This is a genomic window from Paenibacillus rhizosphaerae, from assembly GCF_014192015.1.
GTDB classification, from domain to species: Bacteria; Bacillota; Bacilli; order Paenibacillales; family Paenibacillaceae; genus Paenibacillus_AQ; species Paenibacillus_AQ rhizosphaerae.
This window is the reverse complement of record NZ_JACHXJ010000001.1, coordinates 529,575-548,029: the sequence shown is the minus strand read 5'-3', so window position 1 is coordinate 548,029 and position 18,455 is coordinate 529,575. Positions and strand designations below refer to the sequence as shown.

Genomic DNA, 18,455 nt, shown 5'->3' with positions numbered 1-18,455 from the left:
CGCATGCAAAAAGAAGGATGGCATCATGCCATCCTTCTTTTTATGCGTTCTTTTGTTATGCGTGCATCCGCTCAATACACGGATCAATGCTGCGTTCCATCCTGCTCTGTGCCTTCCGCCTCCTGCTCCTGGATCAGGCCGGCGAACAGCGCATGAACAAACTGCTGGGAATCAAACGGCTGCAAATCATCCATTTTCTCGCCAAGGCCCACGAGCTTCACCGGAAGGTTGAGCTCCTGGCGGATGGCCACGACGATGCCACCTTTCGCCGTACCGTCAAGCTTCGTCAGGACAAGACCGGTGACCCCGCTTTTCTCCCCGAACAGCTTGGCCTGGCTGAGAGCGTTCTGTCCTGTCGTTGCGTCAAGCACCATCAGCACCTCATGCGGAGCGCCCGGAATTTCCCGCTGGATGACACGGAAAATTTTGTTCAGCTCCTCCATCAGGTTCGTTTTGTTCTGCAGGCGTCCTGCCGTATCGCAGATCAGCACATCCGCCTGGCGCTGCTTGGCAGCCTGAACCGCGTCAAACATGACCGCGGCCGGATCGGAGCCGGCATGCTGCTTGATGACCTCTACGCCTGCGCGTTCGCCCCACACTTCGAGCTGCTCGATCGCCCCGGCACGGAACGTGTCGCCAGCGGCAAGGAGCACCTTTTTGCCTTCCTGCTTGAAGCGGTGGGCGAGCTTGCCGATCGTCGTCGTCTTGCCGACGCCGTTGACCCCGACAAACAGGATGACGGTTATGCCGTCCTCGTTCATGCGGAGCGCGTTGTCGTCATCGCCGCGCAGCAGCTCCATCAATTTCTGCGAAAGGATCGGCTGCAGCTCCACCGCATCCTCAATCCGCTGCTTCTTCACTTCGGCACGCAGATCGTCGATCAGCTCCATAACCGTGTTCACGCCAACATCGGCGCCGATCAGAATTTCCTCGAGCTCCTCATAGAACTCCTCGTCGATCTTCTTGCGGCGCGTCATCAGGTCGGTGACCCGTTCCACGAATCCTTTACGTGTTTTTTCCAATCCGTCCCGGAACTGCTTCGTCACGGATTCGGTCTTGTTTGAAATGCTCTCTCTCAGCTTTCTGAAAAAGCTCATAGGTCTCCTCCATCTCTAAGGTTGAATATGCTTAAGCAATTTCCGCTTCGTCGTCTTCCAGCCGCACGGACACCAGCTTCGACACGCCGCCCTCTTCCATCGTAACCCCGTACAGGACGTCGGCCTCTTCCATCGTTCCCTTGCGGTGGGTCACGACGATAAACTGGGTCTGCTCGGAAAACTCACGGAGATACTGTGCGAACCGCGTCACATTCGCTTCGTCGAGCGCCGCTTCGACCTCGTCCAGCACGCAGAACGGCACCGGTTTGACCTGCAAAATCGCAAACAGCAGCGCCATCGCCGTCAGCGCCCTTTCCCCGCCGGAGAGCAGCTGCAGGTTCTGCAGCTTTTTGCCCGGGGGCTGGGCCACGATGTCGATGCCGGTCTCGAGCAGATGCTCCGGATCCAGCAGCACCAGATCCGCCCGGCCGCCGCCAAACAGCTTCACGAAGACGGTACCGAACTCGCGGCGGATGGCGTCAAAGGTCTGCTTGAACCGCTTCGACATTTCGTCGTCCATCTCGCGGATGACCTCATAGAGCGTCGTCTTCGCTTCCACCAGGTCCTGCTTCTGTTCATTCAGGAATTCGTACCGTTCGTTGACCCGCTGGTATTCCTCGATCGCGCCGAGGTTGACGTCGCCCAGCGCGGTGATGCCCCGCTTGAGCTCCCGAACCTCGGTCTGAACCGCAGGCACGTCCTCCGGAATCGGATAGCGCTGCTTGGCCAGCTCGTAGCTCAGCTCGTAATCGTCGCTGAGCTTCTTCAGAATGTTCTCCAGCTCCACGTCAAGCCGGTTCACGCCGATTTCGGTCTGGCGCAGCTGGTCCTCCACCGCCTTGAGGCGCGTCCGCTGCTCTTTCGTTTCGCTCTCTTCCAGCTCCAGCTTCTTCGAAAGCTGCGTCCGGGCGGCCCGCTTGAAGTCCAGCTGCTCGGATGCCTGCTCCTTCTTGAGCCGGTACCGGTTCAAATCTTCGATCTGCTGGATGGATTCCTTTGCGTTGGTCTCCAGATCCGCCTCGATCGAAGCGAGCAGCGTCTTCGTCTGGCGCAGCTCTTTATCATGCGAATTGAATTCGCTCTGCATTCGTTTTAACTGCTCCTCCAAAGAGAAGCATTCCTGATCCAGCTTGCCTTCCCTGACCTTAAGCTGGGTGAGCTGGCTCTGCAGCTCCTCCTTCGCCGATTCGCTCGCCTTGCGGGCAAATTCGGCAGCCTGGATGGCTTGATGCGTCGCCTTTTCTTCTCCTTCCAGCTCGGCCAGCTTCTTGACGGCATTCGCCCGGGCTTCCTCGAGCTCCTTGTTCTCCTCGGTAAAGCCAGTCTTCTCCTGATCGGCCACTTCCACCTGCTCCAGCACGTGCCGCAGCTCATGCTCCAGCTGCTTCAGGTCGCTGGACAAGCGCTGCTCTTCGATCCGCTTCTCGTCGCCGGACTGGCGCAGCTCGTCCAGCTTGGCCTGCGTTTCGGTCAGCTGAACCTTGACCTCCTGAATGCTCTGGCGGAGCTTCCGCAGCTGAACCTCTGTATCGTTGATCTCCTGATCAAGCTGATCCAGCTGGCGCTTGCGGCCGAGCAGGCTGCTGTTCTTCTTGTGCTGGCTGCCGCCTGTCATCGAACCGCCGGCATTGACGACGTCGCCTTCCAGCGTGACGACCCGGTAGCGGTACTGGCATCTGGCGGCAATCCGGTTCGCCACTTCCAGGCTTTCCGCGATGATGACGTTGCCGAGCAGGCTGCCGACGACCGGTGCATACCGGCCGTCGAACTGTACCAGGTCGGCCCCGATGCCGACGAAGCCTTCCACGCCCTCCACCATCGATCGGTCACCGGCCGAGATGTTGCGGGCCCGGATGACGTCGAGCGGCAGGAAGGTTGCGCGGCCGAGCTGCCGCTGCTTCAGGAAGGAGATCGCCTGGCGCGAGACCGCTTCATTATCCATGACGATATGCTGAAGGGATGCGCCGAGCGCGGTTTCCATCGCCAGCTCCAGCTTCTCTGGCACGCGGATGAGTTCGGCCACGGCCCCGTGCACGCCGGACAGAATGGAGCGCCGGGACGCTTTCAGCACTTCCTTGACGCCCAGCATAAAGCCGTCAAAGTCATCGGCCATCTCCTTCATCGTATCCCGGCGGGATACCTGAGCTTCGCGCTTCTGCTCCCATTTGCGGAGCGTTCCCTGGCTCTCGTCCAGAAGCCGCTGCAGCGATTGATACCGCTCGCTCTCGCTTATGTACCCGCCACGCAGCTCGCGGATTTCCCCGCCCAGCTTCTCGATGGCCGAATCCAGCTGCTGCTTGCGCTTCAGCAGCTCCTCCTTCTGGGTTTCCCACTTGCCGGTCTCCTCCGCGGCGCGGTTCATCCGGCGGGAGAGCGCCTCCTGCTGCTGATCCGCATAACGGATCTCATTGCGGGTCTGCGCCATCTGGTTCATCAGCTCCAGCAGCGTACCCTTTAACGTTTCTTCCTGCTGCTGGCTGATGCCTCCAGTGACGCCGGCCAGCTTCGACTCTTCGGCCGACAGCTGGTCGCGAAGCGCCTTCAGCTCCTCCCGCGAAGCTTCCAGCTTGGATTTCAGCAGGTCAATTTCCGCCTTGCGGTCTTCGAATCTCTCGTCCCCGGCCGACAGCGACCCGGCCAGCTGCTCCCGATTCGCCTCCAGATTCCGCTTGCGTTCGCGGAGCACCTCCGCATAGCCTTCGCTTTTCTCATAAGCTTCGCTGTAATGAAGCAGCTCGCCCTGCAGCGTCTCCACTTCTTCCTCCAGCTTGCGGAGCTGGGCGCGGTCGCTCTCTAGCTTGGCGTCGTGCGCCGACACGACAGTGGACAGCTGAAGCTGTTCTTCCTGCAGCACGGCCAGCTTGGCGTTAGCTTCGCTCCATGCGGCGTGGATCTGCTCGATCTGGTAGACGTAGAGCGAAATTTCCTTATGCTTCAGCTGCTCCCGCAGCTGTTTATATTGGATCGCCTTCTCGGACTGCTCCTTCAGCGGGCCGATCTGATCCTCCAGCTCGACGACCAGGTCGTGGATCCGAACCAGATTCTGCTCGGTCTCATCCAGCTTGCGGACGGCGTCCTTTTTGCGGGATTTATATTTAACGATGCCCGATGCCTCTTCAAAAATACCTCTGCGGTCTTCGGACCGGGTGCTCAATATTTCCTCGATCCGGCCCTGACCGATAATGGAATATGCCTCTTTGCCGATGCCTGTGTCCATGAACAGCTCCGTGATGTCCTTCAGGCGGCAGGACTGCTTGTTGATAAAATATTCGCTGTCTCCGCTGCGGTGCACACGGCGCGTCACAGTCACCTCGTTGAAATCGAGGGACAGGGCATGATCCTCATTATCTAAGGTTAGCGATACCTCGCCGAAATTGACGGCTTTGCGCGCATCGCTTCCCGCAAAGATAATATCCTCCATCTTGCCCCCGCGCAGCGACTTGGCGCTCTGTTCCCCTAGCACCCAGCGGATGCCGTCGGAAATATTGCTCTTGCCGCTGCCGTTGGGACCGACGACAGCCGTAATTCCGCGGACAAATTCCATTTCCGTTTTATCGGCAAACGATTTGAAACCGGCTAATTCGATCCGTTTTAAAAACATATTCCCTCAATCACCTCTAAACCTAATAATACCACAACATCACAGCTTGCGAGGACAAGCATATTCCCAATGAATAAAGAGCAAAAAGCAGTCTGAAGGCTCTTCCTGCCATCCATCCGAAAGGCGACTGCTCTTTGCTCTTTGTTTGTCCATGCTTTATAGGGAGCCGTTACCGGCCAGCTTCAGCTGCTTCAGCGCTTCGGCCGCAGCCTGCTGCTCCGCCTCTTTCTTCGAGCGGCCCGATCCTCTTCCCACACGCTCATTCCCCATATACACCTCGGAGACAAACTCGCGTTCATGCGCCGGACCGCGTTCCTCCACAATCCGGTACTCCAGAACGCCCATGTTATGGTGCTGCGTCAGCTCCTGCAGCTCTGTCTTGAAATCGCTCATGTGCACTTTGCCGCCCTCTTCCAGCAGCGGGAACACGTAGCGGTCCAGAAACGCCCGCGCCGCGTCCAGGCCTTGGTCAAGGTACAGCGCTCCTACAAACGATTCAAACACATCCGCAAGCAGGGCCGGGCGGGTTCTCCCGCCGGTCAGCTCTTCACCTTTTCCCAGCAGAACGTACTGCCCGAACTCCAGCTGCTCGGCAAATTTCACCAGCGACGGTTCGCAGACGATCGCCGCACGCAGCTTGGTCAGCTCTCCTTCGGGCCGGTTCGGAAACAGGTTGTACAAATACTCGGAAACCGTCAGCTCCAGCACGGCGTCGCCCAGAAATTCCAGGCGCTCGTTATCCTGCTGCTGGCTGAAACGGTGCTCATTGACGTAGGAAGCGTGGGTAAAAGCCTGCTTCAACAGCAGCCGATTGTGAAATTGGATTTGAAGTTTCTGTTGTAACTGCTTCAGATCTCCACTCAACAAATCGTCCCCTTACTGCTCGAATTTCTTTAGGATCACAGTGGCGTTGTGGCCGCCGAATCCGAAAGAGTTAGACATGACAACGTCCAAATCAGCCTTTCGTGCAACGTTCGGAACATAATCCAGATCGCATTCCGGATCCGGGTTGTCCAAGTTAATGGTTGGCGCCAGCATCTGGTTCTGCAGCGACAGCCCGCAAATGACCGCTTCAACGCCGCCAGCCGCTCCCAGCAGGTGGCCCGTCATCGATTTTGTCGAGCTGACCGCAACCTTGTACGCGTGGTCTCCCAGCGCCTTCTTGATCGCGATTGTCTCGGAACGGTCTCCAACCGGCGTCGACGTGCCATGTGCGTTGATGTAGTCCACGTCCTCCGGCTGAATGCCCGCGTCGCGTATCGCCATAGACATGCAGCGCGCCGGTCCGTCCGGATCGGGCTCAGTCATGTGATGAGCATCGCCGCTCAGGCCGTAGCCGATCACTTCGGCGATGATATTGGCCCCGCGTTTTTGCGCGTGCTCCAGCGATTCCAGAACGAGAATCCCTGCACCTTCACCCATGACGAATCCGTCACGGCCGGTGTCAAACGGACGGCTCGCTTTTTCAGGCTCATCATTGCGGGTGGACATGGCGCGCATAGCGCAAAAGCCGGCCATTCCCGTCGGCCGGATGGTCGCTTCGGCTCCGCCGCAGATCATCACGTCGGCATCGCCGCGCTGGATCAGCTTGTACGAGTCGCCGATGGCGTGCGATCCGGTCGCACATGCCGTCACAGGCGTAGTGTTCGGGCCTTTGGCGCCCAGCATGATTGACAATTGGCCGGAGGCCATGTTCGCAATCATCATCGGAATGAAGAACGGGCTGACCCGCTTCGGTCCCTTCTCCAGCAAAACGTTATGCTGGTCTTCCCATGTTCCGAGACCGCCGATGCCGGAACCGATGGATACGCCCACCCGGTTCGGGTCGGATTGCCTCTGAATATCCAGCCCGCTGTGCTCAAGGGCCGCTTTGCCGGCGGCAACGGCAAACTGGACGAATCGGTCCATCTTGCGCGCATCCTTCCGGTCCATAAACGCCTCGGGATTAAAGTCTTTCACCGAAGCGGCAATCTGTGTCGGGTAGTCGGTGACATCAAAGGATTCGATCTGAGACACGCCGGATTTGCCTTCCATGAGGTTATTCCAGAAAGTGTCCAAATCGTGGCCCAGTGACGTAACAACGCCCATCCCGGTAACAACCACTCTGTGCATCAATAAGTTCACCTCTATATAGACAGCATCTGCAAAATCAATCAATCAATCATCCTATTTGTAAAGCCGATTCACTTGGAAAATGAGGAGAAGTCCCGCCTGTAAAAGCAGTACGGGACTTATCAAATGACTTAGGTATGAGATTGTATGTAGTTTACAACTTCACCTACGGTCGTAATTTTCTCTGCATCTTCATCAGAGATTTCCAGATCGAATTCATCTTCCAATTCCATCACCAGTTCAACAACGTCGAGAGAATCAGCACCAAGATCATCTTTAAAAGATGCTTCCAGTGTAACCTCGGCCTCGTCAGCACCCAAGCGATCGACGACAATGCGTTTTACACGCTCCAATACATCGGACATCCGGTTCACCTCCTCTTTGGTATTATACGAGAAAAGTTTTCAAAATGCCATAGAGGCAATGAAAACGGTTATCTCGCTGTTTTTCCTAGATTTCCGGTATTACATGTACATACCGCCATCCACATGAAGCGTCTGCCCTGTCATGTAGGATGCCCCTTCCGTCGCTAGGAAAACCACGACTTTGGCAATTTCTTCAGGCTGTCCGAGGCGGGCGAGCGGAATATCTTCCAGCATCTTCGCCCGGAGATCCTCAGGCAGCTCTCGTGTCATATCGGTATCAATAAAACCTGGAGCGACACAGTTTACGGTGATGCCACGCGAGGCGAGCTCACGCGCAGACGATTTGGTTAGGCCAATTACCCCCGCTTTGGCGGCGACGTAATTGGCCTGCCCGGCGTTGCCCAGAACGCCGACGACCGATGAGATGTTGACGATCCGGCCGTAGCGCTGCTTCATCATCGGACGGCTGACCGCCTTCAGGCAGTTGAACACGCCCTTCAGATTCGTTTCGATCACCTGATCGAATTCTTCCTCTTTCATGCGCATCAGCAAATTATCCCGGGTAATCCCCGCATTATTTACCAGAATGTCGATTTTGCCCCACGCTGCAACGACTTCTTTAATGAGATCCTCAGCCTGTTCGCTTTTACCGACATTGCCTTGGATAGTGATCGCCTCCACGCCAAGCGCGCGGATTTGCTCCGCAACCTCCTTGGCGGCGGCCTCGCTGCCTGAATAGTTGACGGCTACGTTTGCTCCGGCCTCGGCCAGCGCGAGCGCGATGCTGCGGCCGATCCCGCGGGAACCGCCGGTAACGAGTGCTGTCTGTCCCTGTAAAGGCTTAGACATGCCCATTCCTCCTTTCCTAGAGTATACCCAAAGTTTATTGCGTAATCATTGTTGCAGACTGGCCTTGAGTGTCTCCAGGCTGTCCAGGCTGCTTACGTTCATCAGCTTGACGGATTTATCCGTCTTTTTGATCAATCCGGTCAGCACGTTACCGGGACCGATCTCGACAAACGTATCCACCCCTTGGGAGATCAGGTAGGTCACCGTATCCTCCCACAGCACGGGAGAGTATACCTGCTCCACCAGCAGCCCGCGGATATCCTCCGCAGACGCGGCCGGACGGGCCGTCACGTTTGCAATCACGGGAATGGCCGGTTCGTCTACGCGAAGCGGCTGCAGCTTCCCGCCCAGCTTCTCGGCAGCCGATTTCATCAGCGAGGAATGGAAAGGTCCGCTTACCTCAAGCGGGATCGCTCTTTTTCCTCCGGCTTCTTTCACGCGCTCACCCACAAGGGCGACGCCCTCCTTCGAGCCGGAGACGACGATCTGCCCCGGGCAGTTCAGGTTGGCCAGCTCCACGAGATGTCCTTCGGCCGTGATGCTGCGGCACAGCTCGGCCAGCGCTTCGCGTTCGGCACCGAGCACGGCGGCCATGGCCCCTTGTCCGCCCGGAACCGCCTGCTCCATAAATTCGCCGCGCGCCCGGACCGTTCCTACCGCATCCTCAAAGCTAAGCACGCCGGAAGCCACCAGAGCGCTGTATTCGCCCAGGCTGTGTCCGGCAACAAAATCAGGAGAAATACCTTGTTCGCGTACAGCTTCAAACGCCGCAACACTGGCGGTCAAGAGCGCAGGCTGCGTATTGAAGGTCTTCTTCAGCTCACTGTCCGGACCCTCAAAAATCATATTCGTCATCGGGAATCCCAGCACCTTGTCCGCGCTTTCGAAAATACGGCGGGAAGCGGGAACCGCATCATAGAAATCTTTACCCATTCCGACGGATTGGGCCCCTTGTCCGGGAAACACAAACGCAATTTTCCCCATTGCTCAGGCTCCTCTCGTATACTTCTTGATGCAAAGCTTCTATTGTATTCGCTTAGATAAGCCAATCCATAACTTAGTAAGCTATCGATTCATCAACCAAATAAAATGAATCATATGATTACCAAATCAGCACGGATGCCCCCCAGGTCAATCCTCCGCCGAAGCCGACCATCAGCACGCAGTCGCCTTCCTTCATCCGGCCTTCCTCCGCCGCTTCTACCAGCGCGAGCGGAATGGAAGCCGCCGACGTATTGGCGTACTTATCTACGTTGATGACGCATTTATCCGGCGACAGATCCAGACGTTCCATGGCGGATTGAATAATGCGGATGTTCGCTTGATGCGGCACGAACAGGTCGATATCGGCCTTCGTTTTGCCGGCCTTGCGCAGGACGTCCTCCGTGGCCGTATTCATGACACGGACCGCAAATTTGAACACTTCGCGCCCGTTCATATAAATGTAATGCTTCTTGCCTTCGAGCGTCTCCTGCGACGCCGGGAGTCTGGAACCGCCTGCTTCCAGCTTCAGCAGCGTACCGCCGGCCCCCTCGGCTCCGAGGTCGAAGGACTGAAATCCCCGGCCTTCCGGAACTTCGCCCAAGATGACGGCTCCCGCGCCGTCACCGAACAGCACGCAGGTGTTGCGGTCGGTATAATCCGTAATCCGCGACAGCGTGTCCGCGCCGATGACCAAAGCATTGTTGTACATGCCGGTCTTGATAAAATTGCTCGCCGTCGCCAGGCCGTAAACGAAGCCGGAGCAGGCCGCGGACAGGTCGAACGCAGCGGCTTGCTTGGCGCCGAGCTTGTCCTGCAGAATGCAGGCCGTTGACGGAAAGAACGTATCCGGGGTGATGGTTGCGACAACGATCAGGTCCAGCTCTTCAGCCGACATCCCAGCGGACTCCAGCGCCTTCAGGGCCGCTTCATAACACAGGTCCGAAGTCGCTTGTTCCGGAGAAGCGATATGCCGCTCGCGGATCCCGGTGCGGGAGACGATCCATTCGTCGTTCGTCTCTACCATCTTTTCCAGATCGCTATTGGTTAATATTTTCTCAGGAACATATTTGCCTGTGCCGATGATGCCTACTGAACGTAATTTTTCCATTCTCTTGTCACTCACTTCCCGCTGATTTCCTTGGATATACTCTCAACCAGTTGATTCTGCAGTGCAACGCGGGCCTGCCGGACCGCGTTCTTGATGGCGTTGCCGTCTGCCGAGCCGTGGCTCTTGACGACGAGTCCGCTCAGGCCGAGCAGAGGGGCGCCTCCATGCTCCTTGTAGTCCAGCTTGCCTTTCAAATTGCGCAGCTGGGGCATGAGCAGGGCGGCTCCAAGCTTGCTGCGCATATTCTGGGTGAACTGCTCCTTCAGCAGCTTGAACATGGCGCCGGCCGTTCCTTCCACGGCCTTCAGCAAAATGTTGCCGGCAAATCCGTCGCACACGAGGACGTCGCAGCTCCCGAGCATAATATCCCGGGCTTCCACATTGCCGATGAAGTTGATCGGAAGCTCCTGCAGCAGCGGGAACGCTAGCTTGGTAAGCTCGTTTCCTTTCCCTGGCTCGGTGCCCACGTTCAGCAGGCCGACCCGTGGATTCTTCACGCCCATGACCTTCTCGCGGTACAGGCTGCCCATCAGCGCATACTGCGCCAAATGCTCGGGCTTTGCGTCCATATTCGCTCCAAGATCCAGGGCCAGTACACCTGCTTCGTCAAGCGTCGGGATCATGGGGGCCAGAGCCGGACGCTCAATCCCCTCCATCCGCCCGACAACCAGCAACCCGGTCGTCATCAGCGCTCCCGTGTTGCCTGCCGAAATCATGGCTTCCGCCTGCTTCTCCTTCAGCATCCGTCCCGCCACGACCATGGAAGCATCCTTCTTGCGCCGGACGGCCTTGACCGGTTCATCCTCGGCTTCGATCACTTCACCCGCATGATGGACCGTCAGATTGGAGGGAACCGTCCCTCCGGCTTGCTTCAGGAGCGGCAGCAGCCGCTGCTCGTCCCCGACCAGAACGATCTGCGTATCTTTCCATTCGGCGGCAGCGGCCAAAGCTCCTTCCACGTTGCACTCCGGCGCATGGTCACCACCCATGGCATCAATGGCGATCCGCATACTGTACTCCTCCTTCGCTGTTATCCTCGCCCGTCGATCTGTATATCAGAAAGTTCCCCTGGAATACCATTTCCTCGCCCACATACGTGAACACCTCAACCTTGGCCTTACCCTTCTGGCCGGCCATAGACCGGACGTAGGCTTTGGCAATGCACTTCTCTCCAAGATGAACCTGCCGCAGGAATCGGATGTCCGCCGATGCGGTCAAAGCGATCTCGTCGTTAATCAGAGCAACCGCCAGCGAGTTGGCCTGGGCGAACACATAGTGTCCGCGGGCGATATGGTTTCGGGAAAACACATGCTCTTCCGAGATTTCAAAAATGGAAATGCCGCTCTTATCCAGCTGCAGATCCACGACTTCCCCGACAACCTCATCAAGCTGCAAGGAGCGAACCTGATCATAGGAGTGCTCTGCCATCTGCTTCATTCGTTCCCGCAGTTCCGGGATGCCTAGCTCCATCCGGTCAAGCCGGATCGTCTGAATGCTGACCTTCAGCTCCCGCGTCAGTTCACGGTCGGTCACAAACGGATTTTGTTCGATAATCTTCAAAAGCTGCTGATGCCGCTGCTTCTTGGGCAACCGTTCGATGTGAGGCACCTCCCTGTCATGTCTTGTCCGTCCATGAATGTGGAACACGAACAGTCTATGAAGTTCGTCAATAGAATTCACAGGAAAAAAGAATCAATCCGGACAGTTTTCATTAGAACCTGGTACTAATGTAGTATAAAGCATGACGGGTCAAAAAGAAAGTGACAAAAAAAAATAGCACCTCACCAAAGATGAAGTACTACTTGATTGTTTTTGGCATTACTGCGAAATGATTTCTCTTGATTTATACGTTCCGCACACTTTGCATACGTGGTGAGCAAGCTTCAATTCTCCGCATTGTTCACATTTCACCATGCCCGGCACTGCCAGTTTAAAGTGAGTACGACGCTTGTCACGACGTGTTTTGGACGTTCTCCGTTGAGGTACTGCCATGTTCCCACCTCCTTATTTCAATCAACCGGGGCCCGAAGGGCCCGGAGGAATGCATTCATGCTCATTTGAAAAAGTCTTTTAGCGCTGCAAGCCGTGGATCTACCACTTCATTGTTACAACCGCAGGCACCTTCGTTCAAGTCTCTTCCGCACGTAGGGCACAGTCCTTTGCAGGATTCCTTGCACACTACGGTCATCGGAAGATTCAGGATAAAGGATTCCTCCACGTAAGGGACGAGCTCCACAGTCTCGTTGTCCACATATATGGTTTCATCTTCATCGTCCTCGGCTTCCTCAGGCTGCTTCTTAAGCTTGAACTGCTCGTGGAATGGAATATCCAAATGTTCATGCACCGGTGTCAGACAGCGTGAACAGGACATGTCCAGCTGTACGGATAACTCGCCTTGAACATCCACTGTATCCGGACCGACATAAGAGGCCGTAAGTTCCGCTGTGAGCGGTCCGTCCGCCTTGATGTCACCCAGTCCTTTAAGCAGCGGACTTACATCCACTTGCTGACGGAGCTGCAGCGGCTCGCTGCTGGCTGCCATTTTTCTGAATTGAAAGTGCATATACATCACTCCAAACAAACAAAAATTATTATACCGATTTCCGGGGAACTTTGTCAATAGTTTCACCTTGACCTTACGTTTCCCCCCTTATTGTGACTGGATGCCATTCGTTTTATGATATATTTTATAACAGCCGTTAACCACGGGTGCCTAAAATGAAACGATGGAGCTGAAGACCATGTCCGCAGTCGGCCTGATTGTCGAATATAATCCTTTACATAACGGCCACGTCCACCATTATACCAGAGCCAAGGAAGTGACGGGTGCCGAGCATGCCGTCGCGGTGCTGAGCGGGCCGTTCCTGCAGCGGGGCGAGCCGGGGATCGTCAGCAAATACGCCCGCGCCGAAATGGCGCTGGCCATGGGTGCCGACCTGGTGATCGAGCTGCCGGCCGCTTATGCCGTTCAGCCCGCCGAATGGTTTGCCTACGGCGCCGTCGCCCTGCTGAACGCCACCGGTGTCGTCGACAGCGTCTGCTTCGGAACCGAAAGCGGGACGCTGGAGGTGCTGCAGCCGCTGGCCCGTATGCTGGCGCACGAAAGCGAAGAGCTTCAAGGCCATATCGCGAACTATCTGGGCCAGGGGATGAGCTATCCTTCCGCCTACGCGGCAGCGGCTGAAGCTCTGGCGGGAAGCGGCGGCTGGAAAGAGGATATTCTCCAGCTGCTCCATAAGCCGAACCATACGCTCGGCCTGCATTATTTGATCGGGCTCGAGCGCCTCGGCAGCCGCATGCGCCCCTATACCATCCCGCGGATTCACGCGGGATATCACGATGAAGCGCCGGGGCATACGAATATAGCCAGCGCTACCGCGGTGCGACGCATGCTGCTCGGCACGTCCCCTGACGAGGCCGCCGCATATGTGCCAGCCTCGACGCTCGCCATTTTGAAGCGGGAATTTGCCGCCGGACGCGGGCCGATCACCTGGGAATCGTTCCGGCAGCCGCTTCTACACCTGCTGCTCACCACGCCTCCGGAGCAGCTCGCGGCCCTGCACGAAGTGACGGAAGGGCTGGAGCACCGCCTGGGCAAGCTGCTGCCAGCCCTGCCGGGAACCGATGTGGCAGGCCTGCTCTCCGCCTTAAAGACGAAGCGCTATACTCATACGAAGCTGCAGCGGATGCTGGTGCATATTTTGCTTCGGCACACGAAGGAACAGCTTGCTCCAGCTCGTCTTGCAGAAGGTCCCGGCTATTTGAGGATCCTCGGATTCAATCAGACGGGACAGGCTCTGCTCAAACAAATGAAAAAGACGGCCTCCTTACCCGTGGTAATGAAGCCGTCCGCCTTGGCCCATGATCAGCTGGACCTGGATCTCCGGGCGGCGGCGGCGTATGCGAATGCATATGCGGCACCGTCGCCGGACGATTGGTACCGCGACTATATGCAGCCGCCGGTTATGATTTAGCCTGAAGCTGGTTCATATAGTCCATCGCCTGCTCGAGGGTGCTGACCTGAACCAGCTTCATTTTTGTTTTAATCTGATCGGCTTTGGCTTTCGCCTCGTTATAGTTATCCTTCGGCACGAAGAAAATGTCCGCCTTCTCCCGGTCCGCCGCCACAATCTTATGCTGGACGCCTCCGATTGCCCCGACGGTGCCGCTCTTGTCGATCGTGCCTGTGCCCGCGACCCGGTAGCCTTTGGTCAGATCCCCAGGCGTCAGCTGGTTCACGATTTCCATCGAGAACATGAGCCCGGCGGACGGCCCTCCGATCCGCGTATCCTTGAACTGGACCTGATGGCCCGGATCTTTTGTCTTGACCGCCTGCATCGTCGCAATGGTCACACCGAGCCCGGCACGGGTGCCTCCCGTTTTCTCATCCTTGATCGGAATCAGCTTCAGCTTTTCCTCCAGCGTTTTCCCGCTCCGGAGCAGCTTGACGGTGACCTCATCACCCACGTTCATCGTTTTCAGAATGTCGGCGAGTGCCGTGTTGTCCGGGACGGGCTTGCCGTTGACCTTCTCGATGCGGTCTCCGGGCTTGAAATATTGGTTGTTCACTGAATCGTCCGGCGTAGAGAACACAAACAGATACTCAGGAACAATGCTGAACGGAACCTTGGCCTCCCGGTAAGCCGCCTCCATGGCGGAAGACTGGGAATCGCTCATCATGTAGACCTGCTCCGCCGCATACTCATCCTCGCTCAAATCCCCGAGTCTCGCCTGCTTTTTGTCTACCTCATCGTTCGGGTTGAACACGGACATGACGAGCATGGCGATATTGGCGTAACTTGCCGCCACCGTCGTCATCATGAAGGTTCCGCGTTCCTCCGTGTCCCCTTTGGCGATCGACAGCATCGGCTTCACCTCGTTGGCGCTGCCCGGCTGATAAATAATATATGGCGTCGGCATATAAACGCACACGTATACCATGACCGCCACCACGAAAATGTACAGCAGAAGGCGCAAGCCCTCTCTTCTGCGCGGCTGTCTCATATGGTTGCCTTCTTTCATTCCCATCCCTGCTCCCTGGTCTTATGGTTGTCTTCCCCGCATAGATTGGGTACTAGCTATGTTTACTCTTAAGAGGTGAAAATCATGAAAAAAAAGACGCATCGTCCTTCTCCCAAAGCCATGACGCTTATGCTGGGAGCGTGCGCAGCAGCTCTCGTGGCCGGTATCGTCAGTTCCCCCGCCCCGGCTTTTCAGGCTTCCCTTCAAGGTCTGAACCTATGGTGGAAAATCGTGTTTCCCGGGCTTTTGCCTTTTCTCGTCCTGTCGGAAATTCTGATCGCGTACGGCTGGGTGAGCGCCCTGGGCGCTTTTCTGGAACCGTTGATGAAGAAGCTGTTCCGGCTGCCCGGCACCGGCGGATGGGTCATGGCCATGGGGCTGACGACCGGGTTTCCGGGCGGTGCCCAAGCGGTTCAGCAGCTTCACGCCCAGGGAGGCCTTCAGGCCGAAGAAGCGGGCAAGCTCGCGGCCTTATCCCACTTCTGCAACCCGGTGATGATTCTCGTCGTGGTAGCCACAGGTCTGATGCACGATCCGGCCTTGGGCTACGGCTTGATCGCCGTTCATTGGATCGCCGGCATCCTGGCCTATCTGACCGTCCACCGTCGCGTCAAAACGAAAGGCGCCGCCCCTGCGTCAGACAAGCTCCGGCAGCAGCGGCTGGAAGGCAAGCCCGCCCCGCTGTTCGTCCGTGTCCTTCAGGCGGCGGAGGAAGCCCGCGCCAAAGACGGACGCAGCTTCGGCCGGCTGCTGGGCGATTCCGTCACGCATGCCGTCCAGGTGCTGATGATGATCGGCGGCTACATCATTATTTTCTCCGTTGTCATCCAAATTGTCGGCCGGGTGACGACCACCCGGTTTCCGATTCCGGATTACGCGTTATCCGGCTTGTTCGAGGTCCATCTGGGAGCACGGGACATCAGTGCCGCCGCGTTTGCTTCCGGTGCGCTGCAGTGGTCCGTTCTGTCCGCTCTCCTCGGATTCAGCGGCATCAGCGCCCTGCTTCAGTCGATGTCCCTGATCCGCAAAACCGGGGCTCCGCTTACGCCCATGGTCTGGACCCGGATTCTTCACGGCGCGTATGCCTTTGCCCTGACATGGTTGTCATGGGCCCCGCTCGCTGCATTGTCGGGACGCATACATCCCGTTTATTCCGAGGGAGGCCCGTTCAACGTCAGCCGCGCCCCGATAGAGGATCTGTGGCTGCTGTTGCCCCAAGTGCTGAAGTGGCAGGGACTCCTGTTCGCCTCCATCCTCGGGGCCTTGATCCTTCTTCTGATTGTGGTTCCCCGGCGCTCCAAAACGGTCCGGCGTTAAAATTTACTGCGCAGCGCCTTCTCCACTTCCGGCGGAACCAGATCCGTCACGTCGCCATGATAAGCGGCGATCTCCTTGACGATGCTTGAGCTGAGATAGGAGTACTTCGGATTCGTCATCATAAAGACGGTCTCCGCTTCCGGGTTCAGCTTATGATTGGTCGACGCCATCTGCATCTCGTATTCAAAATCGGTGACGGAACGGATGCCGCGCATAATGGCCTGGGCATTCTTTTGCCGCACATAGTTGGCCGTCAGGTCGCGGAAGCTGTCCACTTCGATATTCGGGATATGCCCGGTCACCTGCCGGATCAAATCCATCCGCTCTTCTACCGTAAACAGCGGGTTTTTGCTCCGGTTGTTGAGCACGGCAACGATCAGCACGTCAAACTGCTTCGCGGCCCGCTGGATGATGTCGAGATGCCCCATGGTCACCGGATCGAAGCTGCCCGGATAAACGGCAATGCGCTGCTTGCTATTCGTTTCGCTCATCTTGCCCTCCTGCCCGCGGATCGTCGTCTGTCGAATCCGCTGTTAGTTCTTCGTATCTATAGATGGATACGGCTGTTTCGCCGTACACCGCATGCCGGATGCAGGTAAAAGAGCCGAACTCGGCGGGGTATTCGTAGCCCGACTCATGCTCCAGAACAATGACCGCACCTTGCCGCAGCATATGCTTGTCCTGCATAAGGAGCATAAGCTCATCTCCGTTCTTCATCCGGTACGGCGGATCCAGGAAAACAGCGTCTAGGACCAGCCCCCGCTTTTCCAAAGCTTTCAGCGCCCGGACCGCATCGTTCCGGTACACTTCCGCTTGTCCCTCCATCTTGGTCGCCTTGAGGTTCGTCCGAATCGTCTCGATGCTCTTCGGGTCCATGTCGACGAGCACCGCCCGTTCCATACCTCGGCTGAGCGCCTCGATTGCCAATCCCCCGGTTCCCGCAAATAAATCGAGAACGGTCCCTCCGTCAAAATAAGGCCCGATCATACTGAAAATCGCTTCCTTGACCTTGTCGGTCGTCGGCCGGGTCCCCATACCCGGCACCGCCTTCAGCGGTCTGCCCTTTGCGCTTCCCGAAACAACTCTCACTTGCTTTTCACCCATTCTTATCGATGAAACCGCGGTTTCACTTGATCTTGTCCATATTCCGTTATTCTTCATCCTTCCGGCGTCATATCATGCCCTAATATCGCGAGGGATATCGAATTTTGCGGAATACGCAATTATGACGATATCGTACCACAATCCCCGCAAGTTTGAAAAATGGCCCTGAAGGGATTTTTCATCTTTTTTGGAAAAGCAATGTATAAAACATCGCCGCCTGGGAATGCTTAAATTATCGACATCAAACGAATGTCGTAGACAACCGCGGAGTAAGCTTACGTTTCCCCATAAGCTCTTCGTCCGGTTTCTCCTCTCCCATGAGGGCGTCCCGCAAGGGGCGCCCAATTTTATTTGGTTTCACATCCGATTGATTGTATTTGAATCTGAACACTCTGCACTTGTGCGGTACGTTTTTGGCCAGAAAAAAAAGCACCCCGTCAGATCGCTGAATCTGCAAGGGTGCTTTTGCTTGATTACGGGATGCCGAGTCGCTTAGGAGTGCTCGCGGTTTCTGCCGCGGAGTCCAATCAATCCAAGCAGGCCAAGAAGTCCAAGCCATCCCCAGTCCATGTCGTTGTTGTCATTTGCTGCGTTGGTACGGATCGCGTTGTTATATCCGTTGTTGGTACCGTAGGTGCCGTAAGTATTGTTCATACCGTTGGTGCCATAGGTTCCGTTCGTGTTGTTGGTACCATAAGTACCTGTCGTGTTGTATGTTCCCGTAGTTCCCGTTGTTCCAGTGCCGGTACCGGTTGTACCATGGCCATACGCAAAAGCGGGTACGGAAACGCTCATGGAAATGCAGGCTGTAAGCAGGGCTGCAGCGATACGCTTCTTCATCATTTTTCACCTCCAGGTATTTGACTTCAATCGTAAGTTTCCCCAATGAGATTTCC

The 18,455-nt window shown here is 56.6% G+C and carries 18 protein-coding genes; 2 read left to right on the top strand and 16 right to left on the bottom strand.

Features of this window, described 5'->3' with window-relative positions; genetic code table 11:
- Window positions 1-83: 83 nt before the first annotated feature.
- The 12 genes from ftsY to FHS19_RS02275 all read right to left on the bottom strand — a co-directional run bounded on the left by ftsY (window position 84) and on the right by FHS19_RS02275 (window position 12,679).
- A complete protein-coding gene (gene ftsY, locus FHS19_RS02330; protein ID WP_183578074.1) occupies window positions 84-1,097 on the bottom strand; it encodes a signal recognition particle-docking protein FtsY in 1,014 nt (337 codons plus the stop codon).
- 31 nt (window positions 1,098-1,128) lie between these two features.
- Window positions 1,129-4,698, bottom strand: coding sequence for a chromosome segregation protein SMC (gene smc, locus FHS19_RS02325; RefSeq protein WP_183578071.1), 3,570 nt, complete (start codon window positions 4,696-4,698; stop codon window positions 1,129-1,131).
- 156 nt (window positions 4,699-4,854) lie between these two features.
- Entirely contained in the window at window positions 4,855-5,562 is a 708-nt protein-coding gene (gene rnc, locus FHS19_RS02320; protein ID WP_183578068.1) for a ribonuclease III, read from the bottom strand.
- Between the two features lie 12 nt (window positions 5,563-5,574).
- The gene (gene fabF, locus FHS19_RS02315; RefSeq protein ID WP_183578065.1) at window positions 5,575-6,813 is read right to left on the bottom strand and encodes a beta-ketoacyl-ACP synthase II; all 1,239 of its coding nucleotides are present in this window, start codon (window positions 6,811-6,813) and stop codon (window positions 5,575-5,577) included.
- Window positions 6,814-6,941: 128 nt separating this feature from the next.
- Window positions 6,942-7,175 (bottom strand): acyl carrier protein, encoded by a 234-nt coding sequence (gene acpP / locus FHS19_RS02310; RefSeq protein ID WP_019638123.1) that lies wholly within the window; start codon window positions 7,173-7,175, stop codon window positions 6,942-6,944.
- 99 nt (window positions 7,176-7,274) lie between these two features.
- Complete coding sequence (gene fabG / locus FHS19_RS02305; protein WP_183578062.1) at window positions 7,275-8,024, bottom strand: 3-oxoacyl-[acyl-carrier-protein] reductase; 750 nt, start codon at window positions 8,022-8,024, stop codon at window positions 7,275-7,277.
- Between the two features lie 45 nt (window positions 8,025-8,069).
- Entirely contained in the window at window positions 8,070-9,008 is a 939-nt protein-coding gene (fabD, locus tag FHS19_RS02300) for an ACP S-malonyltransferase (RefSeq protein WP_183578059.1), read from the bottom strand.
- A gap of 118 nt (window positions 9,009-9,126) precedes the next feature.
- Entirely contained in the window at window positions 9,127-10,116 is a 990-nt protein-coding gene (locus FHS19_RS02295) for a beta-ketoacyl-ACP synthase III (RefSeq protein WP_144025357.1), read from the bottom strand.
- Window positions 10,117-10,127: 11 nt separating this feature from the next.
- Entirely contained in the window at window positions 10,128-11,126 is a 999-nt protein-coding gene (plsX, locus tag FHS19_RS02290) for a phosphate acyltransferase PlsX (protein WP_183578056.1), read from the bottom strand.
- On the bottom strand, window positions 11,110-11,706 hold the full coding sequence (gene fapR / locus FHS19_RS02285; protein WP_183581349.1) for a transcription factor FapR: 597 nt from the start codon (window positions 11,704-11,706) through the stop codon (window positions 11,110-11,112). The genes plsX and fapR overlap by 17 nt, the downstream gene beginning before the upstream one ends.
- A gap of 228 nt (window positions 11,707-11,934) precedes the next feature.
- Window positions 11,935-12,108 (bottom strand): 50S ribosomal protein L32, encoded by a 174-nt coding sequence (gene rpmF / locus FHS19_RS02280; RefSeq protein WP_036645943.1) that lies wholly within the window; start codon window positions 12,106-12,108, stop codon window positions 11,935-11,937.
- Window positions 12,109-12,169: 61 nt separating this feature from the next.
- A complete protein-coding gene (locus FHS19_RS02275) occupies window positions 12,170-12,679 on the bottom strand; it encodes a YceD family protein (RefSeq protein WP_183578053.1) in 510 nt (169 codons plus the stop codon).
- 178 nt (window positions 12,680-12,857) lie between these two features.
- Here FHS19_RS02275 and FHS19_RS02270 point away from each other — a divergent pair, with 178 nt between their 5' ends.
- Complete coding sequence (locus FHS19_RS02270) at window positions 12,858-14,090, top strand: nucleotidyltransferase (RefSeq protein WP_183578050.1); 1,233 nt, start codon at window positions 12,858-12,860, stop codon at window positions 14,088-14,090.
- On the opposite strand, the gene FHS19_RS02265 is transcribed toward FHS19_RS02270, so the two are convergent.
- Window positions 14,080-15,138 carry a SepM family pheromone-processing serine protease gene (locus FHS19_RS02265; protein WP_246426400.1) on the bottom strand — a complete coding sequence of 353 codons (1,059 nt, stop codon included), beginning with the start codon at window positions 15,136-15,138 and terminating at the stop codon, window positions 14,080-14,082. The genes FHS19_RS02270 and FHS19_RS02265 overlap by 11 nt on opposite strands.
- Before the next feature lie 84 nt (window positions 15,139-15,222).
- Between FHS19_RS02265 and FHS19_RS02260 the strand changes: the two genes are divergently transcribed.
- Window positions 15,223-16,455 carry a nucleoside recognition domain-containing protein gene (locus tag FHS19_RS02260; RefSeq protein WP_183578047.1) on the top strand — a complete coding sequence of 411 codons (1,233 nt, stop codon included), beginning with the start codon at window positions 15,223-15,225 and terminating at the stop codon, window positions 16,453-16,455.
- Here the strand turns inward: FHS19_RS02260 and coaD are convergent.
- From coaD to FHS19_RS02245, 3 genes are all read right to left on the bottom strand, one after another.
- A complete protein-coding gene (gene coaD / locus FHS19_RS02255) occupies window positions 16,452-16,946 on the bottom strand; it encodes a pantetheine-phosphate adenylyltransferase (protein WP_076168267.1) in 495 nt (164 codons plus the stop codon). The genes FHS19_RS02260 and coaD overlap by 4 nt on opposite strands.
- Complete coding sequence (rsmD, locus tag FHS19_RS02250) at window positions 16,930-17,544, bottom strand: 16S rRNA (guanine(966)-N(2))-methyltransferase RsmD (RefSeq protein WP_183578044.1); 615 nt, start codon at window positions 17,542-17,544, stop codon at window positions 16,930-16,932. Before rsmD ends, coaD begins: the two co-directional genes overlap by 17 nt.
- Window positions 17,545-18,051: 507 nt before the next feature.
- Complete coding sequence (locus FHS19_RS02245) at window positions 18,052-18,402, bottom strand: WGxxGxxG family protein (protein ID WP_246426399.1); 351 nt, start codon at window positions 18,400-18,402, stop codon at window positions 18,052-18,054.
- Window positions 18,403-18,455 lie beyond the last annotated feature (53 nt).

Coding starts and splice junctions, on each gene's coding strand:
- ftsY (WP_183578074.1), bottom strand. CDS start 1,097: ATGAGCTTTTTCAGAAAGCTGAGAGAGAGCATTTCAAACAAGACCGAA.
- smc (WP_183578071.1), bottom strand. CDS start 4,698: ATGTTTTTAAAACGGATCGAATTAGCCGGTTTCAAATCGTTTGCCGAT.
- acpP (WP_019638123.1), bottom strand. CDS start 7,175: ATGTCCGATGTATTGGAGCGTGTAAAACGCATTGTCGTCGATCGCTTG.
- fabG (WP_183578062.1), bottom strand. CDS start 8,024: ATGTCTAAGCCTTTACAGGGACAGACAGCACTCGTTACCGGCGGTTCC.
- fabD (WP_183578059.1), bottom strand. CDS start 9,008: ATGGGGAAAATTGCGTTTGTGTTTCCCGGACAAGGGGCCCAATCCGTC.
- FHS19_RS02295 (WP_144025357.1), bottom strand. CDS start 10,116: ATGGAAAAATTACGTTCAGTAGGCATCATCGGCACAGGCAAATATGTT.
- plsX (WP_183578056.1), bottom strand. CDS start 11,126: ATGCGGATCGCCATTGATGCCATGGGTGGTGACCATGCGCCGGAGTGC.
- rpmF (WP_036645943.1), bottom strand. CDS start 12,108: ATGGCAGTACCTCAACGGAGAACGTCCAAAACACGTCGTGACAAGCGT.
- FHS19_RS02275 (WP_183578053.1), bottom strand. CDS start 12,679: ATGCACTTTCAATTCAGAAAAATGGCAGCCAGCAGCGAGCCGCTGCAG.
- FHS19_RS02270 (WP_183578050.1), top strand. CDS start 12,858: ATGTCCGCAGTCGGCCTGATTGTCGAATATAATCCTTTACATAACGGC.
- FHS19_RS02265 (WP_246426400.1), bottom strand. CDS start 15,138: ATGAAAGAAGGCAACCATATGAGACAGCCGCGCAGAAGAGAGGGCTTG.
- FHS19_RS02260 (WP_183578047.1), top strand. CDS start 15,223: ATGAAAAAAAAGACGCATCGTCCTTCTCCCAAAGCCATGACGCTTATG.
- coaD (WP_076168267.1), bottom strand. CDS start 16,946: ATGAGCGAAACGAATAGCAAGCAGCGCATTGCCGTTTATCCGGGCAGC.
- FHS19_RS02245 (WP_246426399.1), bottom strand. CDS start 18,402: ATGATGAAGAAGCGTATCGCTGCAGCCCTGCTTACAGCCTGCATTTCC.